The organism is Nocardioides sp. (assembly GCF_035547795.1).
Classification (GTDB): Bacteria; Actinomycetota; Actinomycetes; order Propionibacteriales; family Nocardioidaceae; genus Nocardioides.
In genome coordinates this window covers 1-10,587 of the sequence record NZ_DASZUF010000138.1, presented here as the reverse complement: position 1 = coordinate 10,587, position 10,587 = coordinate 1, and the positions used below count along the sequence as shown (strand labels likewise).

General features: G+C 71.7%; 8 protein-coding genes. 1 reads left to right on the top strand and 7 read right to left on the bottom strand.

Annotated features, from left to right (window positions below; genetic code table 11):
- From VHA72_RS09310 to VHA72_RS09280, 7 genes are all read right to left on the bottom strand, one after another.
- Positions 1 to 2,850: beta strand repeat-containing protein (locus VHA72_RS09310; RefSeq protein WP_325574503.1), on the bottom strand; the 2,850-nt coding region annotated here is incomplete at its 3' end.
- A 46-nt stretch (positions 2,851 to 2,896) separates the two neighbouring features.
- On the bottom strand, positions 2,897 to 3,427 hold the full coding sequence (locus tag VHA72_RS09305; RefSeq protein ID WP_325574502.1) for a phage tail protein: 531 nt from the start codon (positions 3,425 to 3,427) through the stop codon (positions 2,897 to 2,899).
- Between the two features lie 13 nt (positions 3,428 to 3,440).
- Entirely contained in the window at positions 3,441 to 3,935 is a 495-nt protein-coding gene (locus VHA72_RS09300) for a phage tail protein (RefSeq protein WP_325574500.1), read from the bottom strand.
- A gap of 7 nt (positions 3,936 to 3,942) precedes the next feature.
- Positions 3,943 to 4,449, bottom strand: a complete 507-nt coding sequence (locus VHA72_RS09295) for a phage tail protein (RefSeq protein WP_325574498.1) — start codon at positions 4,447 to 4,449, stop codon at positions 3,943 to 3,945.
- Positions 4,446 to 4,958: a GNAT family N-acetyltransferase gene (locus VHA72_RS09290; protein ID WP_325574496.1), complete on the bottom strand. Its 513-nt coding sequence runs from the start codon at positions 4,956 to 4,958 to the stop codon at positions 4,446 to 4,448. The genes VHA72_RS09295 and VHA72_RS09290 overlap by 4 nt, the downstream gene beginning before the upstream one ends.
- Positions 4,948 to 5,361 (bottom strand): DUF6916 family protein, encoded by a 414-nt coding sequence (locus VHA72_RS09285; protein ID WP_325574494.1) that lies wholly within the window; start codon positions 5,359 to 5,361, stop codon positions 4,948 to 4,950. The genes VHA72_RS09290 and VHA72_RS09285 overlap by 11 nt, the downstream gene beginning before the upstream one ends.
- A 101-nt stretch (positions 5,362 to 5,462) precedes the next feature.
- Positions 5,463 to 5,939: a DUF2505 domain-containing protein gene (locus VHA72_RS09280; protein WP_325574492.1), complete on the bottom strand. Its 477-nt coding sequence runs from the start codon at positions 5,937 to 5,939 to the stop codon at positions 5,463 to 5,465.
- Between the two features lie 32 nt (positions 5,940 to 5,971).
- Between VHA72_RS09280 and VHA72_RS09275 the strand changes: the two genes are divergently transcribed.
- On the top strand, positions 5,972 to 10,587 hold a 4,616-nt coding region (locus VHA72_RS09275; RefSeq protein WP_325574490.1), incomplete at its 3' end, for an NAD-glutamate dehydrogenase.

The following is a 10,587-nucleotide window of genomic DNA, read 5'->3' as shown; positions in this document are numbered from 1 at the left end:
CGTCGCCGGCGCCCGGCCGCCGTTGTCGGCGGTGATGGTGATCGGGTAGGTGCCGCCGGTGCCCGGTGCTGGGGTGCCGCTGAGGGTGGCCGAGCCGTCCCCGCCGTCGACGAAGGTCACGCCCGAGGGCAGCGTGCCGGATTCGGTGAGCGTGGTCGCGGTGGGGAACCCCGCGGTCGTGGTGACGGCGAGGCTGTCCGACTGCTGGGTGGTGAAGGTGGCGTGGTCGGCACTGGTGATCGCCGCCGCCTGGTCGACCTCGAGGACGAACGTCTGCGAGGCCGCCGGGTCGAAGCCGTTGCTCGCGGCGAGGGTGAACGTGTACGTCCGGCCGCCGTGTGCCGGCGGCGTGCCGCTGAGGGTGGCCGTGCCGGTGGTGGTGTTGGTGGTGAGCGTGAGCCAGTCCGGGAAGTCGGCACCGGATTCGGTGATGGTGGCGCCCGGTACGCCGCTGGTGGTGACGTCGACGCTGTCGGCCTGCCCGGCGACGAAGGTGGCCCGGCTGGCGCTGGTGAAGCCGGGCGCCGTACCGACGCGGAGCAGCGCGGCCGTCGTCGTGTCCTCGCCGGTGTCGTTGCTGAACACGGCGCGGTACTGGTTGCGGTCGTCGCCGGCCGAGGCGGTGAAGGTGTAGGAGGTGGTGGTCGCGCCGGTGATGTCGGAGAAGCTGGTGCCGTCGTCGGTGGAGCGCTGCCACTGCACGCGCGGCGCCGGGTAGCCGGAGGCCGCCGCCGTGAAGGTGACCGGCGAGCCCGGCGCCACGGTCTGGTCGTGCGGCTGGCTCGTGACGCTCGGTGCCGCGTCGACCTGGACGACGAGGTCCTGCTGTGCGTCGGGGTCCACGCCGTTGGTGGCGGTCAGGGTCACCGGGTAGGAGCCGCCCACGCTGCCGGTGGGCTTGCCGGTGATCCTCGCGTTGGCGCCGTCATCGACGAAGGACAGGCCCGGGGGCAGCGCGCCGGACTCGCTGATCGAGGAGACCGCGGGGGCACCCGAGGTGCTGATGGCGAACGTGTCGTCGGTGCCGAGTCTGAACTCGGCGGTCGAGCCGCTGGTGAAGGCGGGTGCCTGGTACACCGTGAGCGTGAAGGACTGGATCGCGGCAGGCAGGACGCCGTTGCTGGCGGTGAGGGTGATCGGGTAGTCGCCGGCGGTACCGAGCGCCGGCGTTCCGCTGATGGTGGCCGTGCCGTTGCCGCCGTCGCGGAAGGTCACCCCGGACGGCAGCGCCCCGGTGGCGGTGATGGCCGGGGCCGGGTAGCCCGTTGTGGTGATGGTGAACGTCTTGTCCTGGTCGGCGACGGTGCTCGCCGACGCGGCGCTGGTGATGGCGGGTGCCTGTTGCACCACCAGCGGGATCGTCACGACGCCCGCCTCGAAGGTGGCATCCGACTGGCTGTCACCAGTGACGGAGTTGGAGTGGTAGTCGATCGTCGCCTGGCCGGAGGAAAGGGCCACGGTGTGGTCGCCAGGCGTCGTGGTCACGGTGGCACTGTCCGGAGGGTCGGAGAAGGAGACGGGCAGGCCCTCGAAGGCGTGGAACGAGGAGCCGGGCAACGTCGTCCCCGCCGAATCGGTCCGCAGCGACGCGGTCAGCGTGGCGGTGGCGTTCGGCCCTGTCACCACGCTCGGGGTGGCGGTGCCGGTGAGGGCCAGCCGCGGCGCAGCCACGACCGGGCCGCTGGTGGTGTCGCAGCCGGAGGCGGCGCCCGGCAGGTCGTTGCAGCCCCACCAGTCGTCGGTAGCGGTCGCGATGGCGCCACTGGCGGCCGCGACCGCCGAGCCGGCCCCGGCGGTGTTGCCGGAGAACAGGTCGACGTGTGCGTTGAGCGTGCCGGACGAGGCGTAGACGGCGCCGCCCGCGGGCGTGCCGCTGCCACCGGCGACGTTGCCGGTGAACGCGGTGCCGGTGACGGACAGCGTCCCGCTCTGCAGCCAGATGCCTGCGCCGACGGCGGTGTTGGGCGCGCTCGCGGTGGCCGTGTTGTCGCTGAACGTGGAGTCGGTGACGGTAAAGTCGTTCGTCGCCAGCGCGCCGACCGAGAGCGCGCCGCCGGCGGGAGCGAAGGCGCTGGCGGCGGAGTTGGTGTAGGTGTTGTCGCTGAAGGTCGTCCGGGTGATGGAGAGCGACTCCCCGTCGGCCTTGCCGTTGGCCAGGTAGGCGACGCCGGAGCCGTCGCTGCTTCCTGCGGTGTTGTGGTCGATCACCGAGTCGGTGATCGTGAGCGAGCCACCGAAGAACTGCACCGCCCCGCCGGGGTTGTTGGTCGCCGTAGGCGCGGCGCCGTTGGCCTGGTTGCCGGTCAGCACTACGTGGTCGAGGGTGAGCTGGTCAGCGGTGGTGGCGAGGTTGGAGCCGCCGATGATGCCAGCCCCGCCGTAGGTGCTGTCGTGGCCGTTCTCGATGGTGACCCCGGTGATCGAGGTGGAGACGCCGCCGGTGATGTTGAAGTCGAGGTCGAGCACGCGGCTGGCACCGTTGGCGTCGATGATGGTCGAGGCGGGTCCCGCGCCGACGATCGTGACGTTCTGGCCGGAGGCGCTGCCGAGCTGCAGCTCGCCGTTGCTGCCGATGTCGTAGTGGCCGGCGGGCAGGTTGATGGTGACGGCGCCGCCGATGTTGTTGGCCAGGCACACCGCCTCGCGCAGGCTCAGCGGCGAGGGCGGCGTGGTGATCGCGTGGTTGCCGCAGGCCCCGCTGCTGACGGAGACGTCGGCGGTCGTGCTCACCGCCAGGGCGGTGGCAGCGGACGCGGGCGCGACCGCGAGCACGGCCTGGGTGGTGGCCACCATCGCCCCCGCGAGGACGCCGGCGCCGACGGTACGACGGAAGGTGCGGAGCAGCGACATGGGGCCTCGAGAGTCGTGTGGGTGCGAGCGGGAGCGAGGGAGCTGGTCAGGGGCGGGGCGGGAAGATGCCCTGGAGGGCGATGATGTAGTTCACGACCACGTACGGCGGCATGTTGTTGTGCGGCAGGCTGCCCCCGGTCGGGCCGGTGGCAGCCACGCTCATGGACTGGTCCGGTGTCGCGATGGAGTAGGCCTCGACACCCTGACGCCCGACGCGCGTGGTCGCCCAGCGGGCTCCGGCCGGTGAGCCGGTCGTGCCCGACGCGGCGGTGGCCACGGGTTGGTGGGTGTGGCTGGGGAGCTCCGAGTTGAGCAGCGTGACCGCCTGCTGGCCGCCCTCCTGGCCCAGGCTGCGCAGGCTCAGGCCGGGGCCCTGACCCTGCTGCATCGGCGCGGCACCCCGCAGGTCGGGGAGCGCGAAGGTCGTCTTCCCGTCGCCGCCGTAGGTCGTGCCCAGGAGGGAGAAGAGGGCGGTGTTCTGGCTGATGGGCATCAGCTGGCCGTTGCACAGCGCCCATCCGGTGGGTGCGTAGTTGCCGGCGAACATCCGGATCTCGGCAAGGAACTGGTCGGTCATGGTGATGCCTCTACTAGCTGCGGCTCGGGAAGATGCCCGTGACGGCGATGATGAAGTTCAGCGCCAGGACGGGCGGCCGGTTCTCGTGCGGCGCACCGCTGCCGGCGTTGCTCAGGGCGGTCGGCACCATCGCGGCGCTGCCCGGTGCGCCGTACTCCGGCTGGGCGGCGGCCGCCCACACCGCGCCGGTGGGATCGGTGGTGTCGGCGGTGCTGTGGCTCCGCGGCACGTGCGTGTGGCTCGGCATCTCCGAGATGGTCAGGGCGTGCGACTCCTCGCCGCCCGTCTGGCCCAGCGTGAGCCCGTTGCCGGGGTGCACCGCGATCCGGCTCCGCAGGTCGGGCAGGGCGAAGGTCGTCCGGCCGTCGCCGCCGTAGGTGGTGCCCAGGATCGAGAAGAGGGCCTGATTCTGCTGGATCGGCAGGAGCTGGCCGTCGCACAGCGCCCAGCCCTTGGGTGCGAAGTCGAAGGAGGTGGTACGGATCTCGCCGAGGAAGGGAGTGCTCATGGCCTGCTCAGGTGGAGGAGGGGTAGACGCCGTAGAGGCTGATGATGAAGTTGACCGCGAGGTACGGCGGCATGTTGTCGTGCGGCTGGCCGCCGCCCACGCTGGTCAGACCGTCCGGCGACATCGCGACGAGCGGCGCGGTCGTGTCGGTGCTGAACTGGGGGGTCGCGGTCGCCGCCCAGCTGGCACCCGCGGGCGAGGTGCTGACGGCCGCCTGCGTCGAGGCGTTGAGCTGATGGGTGTGGGTGGGGAGGTGTGCCTGCGTGAGGACCACCGCCTCGACGCCCGCGCTCTCGCCCAGCACGTAGTCCGGGCCCTGGTGGATCGGGATCCGGCTGCTCAGGTTCGGCAGGGCGAAGGTCGTCACGCCGTCGCCGCCATAGGTGGTGCCGATCAGGTTGAACAGCACGTCGTAGTCGGAGATGGACATCAGCTGGCCTTGACACAGCTCCCAGCCCTGGGGGGCGAAGTTGCCGGCGAAGATCCGGATCTCGCCGACGTACGGTTCGCTCATGGTGCATCCCTCGTGATCGGGTCGGGCCGCCACCGCATCCGCAGATGGCCGGTGTCGGTGGCCGGGTCCACATAGGCGAAGCCGAGACGCTCGTAGAGTCGCCGGGCGCCCGTGTTGTCGGCCCAGACCTGGAGAGTGACCTCGCGGTCCGAGCCGCGTGCCTCCTCGATCAGCTCGGTCAGGACCGTGCTGCCCACGCCGCGTCCGCGGTGGTCGACGGCGATGGCGATGTCGAGGACGTGGACGGCACCGGAGTCGCGATCGGACACGAGCAGGCCAACCGGCGCGCCCTCCGAGACGACGATCTCGCGGCGGCAGCCGGGGTGGTCGGCATCCTGCTGACGACGCTGGGCCCGAAGCTGCAGGTCGAGGATCGCGGCTCGTGTCTCGGCGGGCACCACCGCCAGGTCGGGCCGCGACTCCTCGAAGAGCAGGCGCAGCAGCGGCGCGTCCGAGTCCGAGGCCGTACGGCGGCTCGGGCCTGCGGCCGGGCGTGGCTCAGTGAGCACTGTTGATCACGGCCTGCAGCCGACCGGCCGTACCCAACGAGGTCAGCAACAGGGCCCGGGTCGGGACGCCCGGACGATGCAGGGTGTAGATCTGGTCCGGCAACCGGTGCCTGCCGACCGGCTTGAACACCAGGGTGAAGCTGCGGTTGCGCAGGTGACGACCGACTCCGTGGTCCTCGATGGCGACCAGCCTGACCCGGTGCACCCTGCCACCGTGGTGCGCCCGGAAGACCTTGCCGACGTGGGGCAGGTAGTGCTTGCGGTGCAGCGCGTGCTCACGCAGCAGTGCCGTGCGACCGTGTGGTGCGGCCTCGGCCGCGTCCTGATCGCCGACCTCCCAGGCGGAGAGCGCGAGGATGCCCGCGCCGGTCGCCAATGCGGCCCGTCGACTGATTCCCGTCACGTTCGCCTCCCCTCGCCCGATCGTCGGTGACGACAGTTCGGTGATGACAGTAGAGGGGCATCACCCCCCGCCGCTGGGGAATGGCGAAACCGGGCTGACCTTCAGCCGGCGAGGTAGCTCTTGCCGACGGCGTACTCCTTGGTCAGGGCCTTGCGCATCATGTCGGCGACGAGGCTCTCGAGCTTGCCGCCGACCAGCGGCACCTTCACGGTGACCTGCATGGTGACCGTCTCGACGGTCTGAGCGCCGCGCTCGGCGACGGCGACCGAGCCCTTGATGGCCGCGATCGGCACGCCCGCGTCGATGTCGAGCGTGGCCGCATGCGCGGTCGACCAGGTCTCGTGCTGGCTCACCGTGACGGTGCTGCCCACGAACTTCTGCGCGAACGACGGGATGCCCTCGGTCTGCTGGGTGAAGGTCACGTCCACCGTGCCCGGGATGCCACTGATCGACACCGACCGGGAGGTCGCGTGCTGGGCGTCGCAGACGGCCTCGCGGAAGGCCGCATCGGCCAGCATCGCGGTCACCGCGGCGAGCGGAGCGTCGTAGGTCATGTCGAAGGTCACGGTGGTGCTCATGGCCTCATCATGCCGGGTCTACTCTCGGATGCGTGTCAACGACGACGCAGCCCCTCGACGCCCTTCTGCCCGCCTATGTCCGCCATGTCGCCCGCGAGGATGTCGACACCAGGAGCCCCGCCGATCTACACGGCGCGCTGAGCTCGCATCTCGGCCTCGCCGAACACCGCCCGCAAGGCACCGCCCGGGTCCGGGTGGTCACCCCGACCGCGGGGGAGCAGGGGTGGAGCGCCGGCGGGCGCAGCGTGGTCGAGATCGTGGTCGACGACATGCCCTACCTGGTCGACTCGGTGACCATGGAGCTGGGTCGTCAGCGCCGCGACGTCCACCTGGTCATCCACCCGGTCTTCGACGTGGTGCGCGACGTCGCCGGCGCCCTGCGCTCGGTCGACCCGGTCGACGACGCGGCGGCCGAGCCGGTCGACGGCGCGATCCGGGAGTCCTGGATGCATGTGGAGGTCGACCACGTCCCCGACGACGAGATCGATGACGTCGTCGCCGACCTGCAGCGCGTGCTGGAGGACGTCCGCGAGGCGGTCGAGGACGCCGCCAAGATCATCGCCCGCGCCCGCGAGACCGCCGCCGGCCTACGCAGCACGCCGCCTGCCGGCATCACGACGCACGAGGCCGAGGAGTCGGCGGCGCTGCTGGAGTGGCTGATCGAGGGACGGTTCACCTTCCTCGGCTACCGCGAGTACCGGCTCGAGGGCACCGCCGGTGACCCGGAGTTCCTGCGCGGCATCCCCGGCAGCGGGCTCGGCATCCTGCGCAACGACCCACCGCAGGACCCCGAGGCCGGCCGGATGCCGGCGCCGGTGCGGGCCAAGGCGCGGGAGAAGACGCTGCTCGTCTTGGCCAAGGCCAACTCGCGCGCCACCGTGGTCAGCCCCTCGTACCTCGACCATGTCGGCATCAAGACGTTCGACCAGGCCGGCGAGGTGGTCGGTGAGCGGCTCTTCCTGGGGCTGTTCACCTCCACCGCCTACACCGAGCCGATCGCCCGGGTGCCCGTGCTGCGCGACAAGGCCCGCGCGGTGCTCGCGCACAGTGGCTACACCGCCGAGAGCCACGCCGGGCAGACGCTGCTGGACACCCTGGACACGTACCCGCACGACGAGCTCTTCTACGCCGGCGTCGACGAGCTGGCCTCGATGGCCGCCACCGGGCTGGCGGCGCGCGAGCGGCGCACGCTGCGGGTGGTGGCGCGCCCCGACACCTACGGCCGCTACGTCTCGGTGCTGGTCTGGCTGCCCCGCGACCGCTACACCACCGCGGTGCGCGAGCGCTTCGCACAGATCCTCACCGAGCTGTACGGCGCCACCGACGTGGAGTACTTCGTCCGCATCGGCCAGTCGACCACGGCGCGGGTGCAGTTCGTGGTGCACGTGGCCGAGCCGGTGGAGGTCGACGTACCGGAGCTGGAGCGGCGGCTGGCGGCCGCATCGCGCAGCTGGCGTGACGAGCTGGCCGCGGCTCTCAGCGGCAGCGACGACGAGTCGCTGTGCCACCTGGGCACCTTCCCGGCCGCCTACGAGGAGGACTTCGACGCGGCGACCGGGGCGGCGGACCTGGCCCGGTTGGCCGCGCTGGCAGACGACGGCCTGGACCTGCAGGTCTATCGGCCCGAGGGTGCGGCCGACGACGAGGCCCGGCTCAAGATCTACCGGGTCGGCACGCCGCTCTCGCTCTCGCACGTGCTGCCGATGCTGACCAGCATGGGGGTGGAGGTGACCGACGAGCGGCCCTATGAGCTCAACGACACCAAGGTGCCGACCCACGTCTACGACTTCGGTCTCCGGTACGCCGGGGAGGGCGGGCTGGCCGACCCTGCCGCCCCGGACCGGTTCTGCGCCGCGCTGCGAGCGATGTGGGACGGCGCCGGCGAGGTGGACAGCTTCGACACGCTGGTGCTGGCCGCGGGGCTCGACCACCGCGAGGTGATGGTGCTGCGCGCCTACGCCCGCTACCTGCAGCAGGGCGGCACGCCGTTCGCGCAGCGCACCATCGCCGGCGCGCTGCGAGCCAACACCCCGATCACGCGGCTGCTGGTCGAGCTGTTCCGGGAGCGGTTCGACCCCGAGCGCGACCACAGCCGTCAGCAGGAGATCGTCGAGCAGATCAGCGCCGCGCTCGACGAGGTCGCCAGCCTGGACCAGGACCGCATCCTGCGCTCCTATCTCACCCACATCCAGGCGACGCTGCGCACCAACTGGTTCGTGCCGGGGCGCACCTATCTCAGCCTCAAGCTCGAGCCGACGCTGCTGCCCGACCTGCCGCTGCCGCGGCCGGAGTTCGAGATCTTCGTCTACTCGCCGGCGGTCGAGGGCGTGCACCTGCGGTTCGGACCGGTGGCCCGCGGCGGGCTGCGCTGGTCCGACCGGCGCGACGACTACCGCACCGAGATCCTCGGCCTGGTCAAGGCGCAGATGGTGAAGAACACCGTGATCGTCCCGGTGGGCGCCAAGGGCGGCTTCGTGGCCAAGCGCGGCGACGGGCCGACGGCGTACCGGACGTTCGTCTCCGGGCTGCTCGACGTCACCGACAACCTGGTGAACGGCGAGACGGTGCCGCCGCCGTACGTGGTGCGTCACGACGGCGACGACTCCTACCTGGTGGTCGCGGCCGATAAGGGCACCGCGACGTTCTCGGACCTTGCCAACCAGGTGGCGGCCGAGTACGGCTTCTGGCTGGGCGACGCGTTCGCCTCCGGCGGCTCGGTGGGCTACGACCACAAGGCGATGGGCATCACCGCGCGGGGCGCGTGGGTATCGGTGCAGCGGCACTTCCGCGAGCTCGGCATCGACTGCCAGACCGAGGACTTCACCGCCGTCGGCATCGGCGACATGTCTGGCGACGTGTTCGGCAACGGCATGCTGCTCTCCGAGCACCTGCGACTGGTGGCCGCCTTCGACCACCGCGACATCTTCCTCGACCCCGACCCGGACGCGGCGCGCTCGTTCAAGGAGCGCCGCCGGCTCTTCGACCTGCCCCGCTCCACCTGGCAGGACTACGACCGCTCTCTGATCTCCGAGGGTGGCGGGGTCTACTCGCGCACGCTGAAGTCGGTGCCGATCTCGGCCCAGGTACGAGCCGCGCTCGGCCTGCCCGACGGCGTCACCCGGCTGACCCCGGCCGAGCTGGTCAGCGCGATCCTGCGCGCACCGGTGGACCTGCTGTGGAACGGCGGCATCGGCACCTACGTCAAGGGCAGCGACGAGCCGCACGCGGCGGCCGGCGACAAGGCCAACGACGCGGTCCGGGTCAACGGTGCCGACCTGCGGGCACGGGTCGTCGGCGAGGGCGGCAACCTGGGGCTGACCCAGGCGGGCCGGGTGGAGTACGCCTTGGCCGGCGGCCGGCTCAACACCGACGCGATCGACAACTCCGCCGGCGTCGACACCTCCGACCACGAGGTCAACCTCAAGATCCTGCTCGACCGGCTCGTCGTCGCCGGCGACCTCGACGTCGCCGGTCGTAACGCGCTGCTCGGCGAGATGACCGACGAGGTCGCCGAGCTGGTGCTGCGCGACAATCACGAGCAGAACCTCGCCCTCGCCGACGCCGCCGCGAACGGCCCCTCCCTGCTGCACGTGCACGAGGAGTGGATGAGCGAGCTGGAGGAACGTGGCGTCCTGTCGCGCGATGTCGAGGGGCTGCCGGCGACGCCGGAGGTACGCCGACGCCTGGAGACCGGTGGCGCGCTGACCTCGCCCGAGCATGCGGTGCTGATGAGCTGGACCAAGATCGAGTTGGCCCGTGCGCTCATCGACACCGACCTGCCCGACGAGCCGTACGCCGCGCGGCTACTGCCGACCTACTTCCCGCACGAGATCCGCAAGCGCTTCGGCGCCGCGATCGAGCAGCACCCGCTGCGTCGGGAGATCGTGGTGACTCAGTTGGTCAACGAGGTGGTCAACGGCGCCGGGATGTCCTTCTGGCCGAGGCTGGCCGCGGAGACCGGGGCCGGCCCGGTCGAGCTGGTCCGGGCCAACCTGGTCGCCCGCGAGCTGGCCGGCTGGACCGAGCTGCGAGCAGACATCGAGGCGCTCGACCACCAGGTCGACGCGGCGGTGCAGACCCGGATGCGGATCGCGCTGCGCACCCTGGTCGAGCGGCTGACCCGGTGGCTCGTGGCCCGACGCATCGACGATGCCGAGGCGGCCGTGGCCCGCTACCGCGAGCCGTTCCGGGCGATCGTGGCGCGGCTCCCAGGGCTGCTCGTCGGCACCTCCCAGGAGGCGTTCCTGGCCGAGCGCGACCGGCTGATGGAGGCCGGCGTACCCGTCGAGCTGGCGGCGCGCGTCGCCGCTACCGATCCCGCCTCGATGATGCTCGGCGTGGCCGAGGTCGCGCTCAAGGCCGGCCAGGACCCGGCCGAGGTGGCCCGGGTCCACGTCGAGCTGGGGGAGCGGCTGGGTCTGCCGTTGCTGCTGGAGCGGATCGTGGCGCTGCCGCGCGACGACCGCTGGGCCTCGATGGCCCGGGCGTCGCTGCGCGAGGACCTGCATGCGGTCCACGCCGAGCTCACCGCCCGGGTGCTGGAGGGGGCCGAGCTGCCCGAGCCGAGCGCGCTGGTGGGAGTGGGCACCGAGGGCGAGGCCGACCTGGCGCGGCTCTCGGTGGCGGTGCGGGCGCTGCGCACGCTGCT

Excerpts from the sequence above, each read along its gene's own strand:
- VHA72_RS09305 (WP_325574502.1), bottom strand. The coding sequence starts at position 3,427 with ATGACCGACCAGTTCCTTGCCGAGATCCGGATGTTCGCCGGCAACTAC.
- VHA72_RS09300 (WP_325574500.1), bottom strand. The coding sequence starts at position 3,935 with ATGAGCACTCCCTTCCTCGGCGAGATCCGTACCACCTCCTTCGACTTC.
- VHA72_RS09295 (WP_325574498.1), bottom strand. The coding sequence starts at position 4,449 with ATGAGCGAACCGTACGTCGGCGAGATCCGGATCTTCGCCGGCAACTTC.
- VHA72_RS09280 (WP_325574492.1), bottom strand. The coding sequence starts at position 5,939 with ATGAGCACCACCGTGACCTTCGACATGACCTACGACGCTCCGCTCGCC.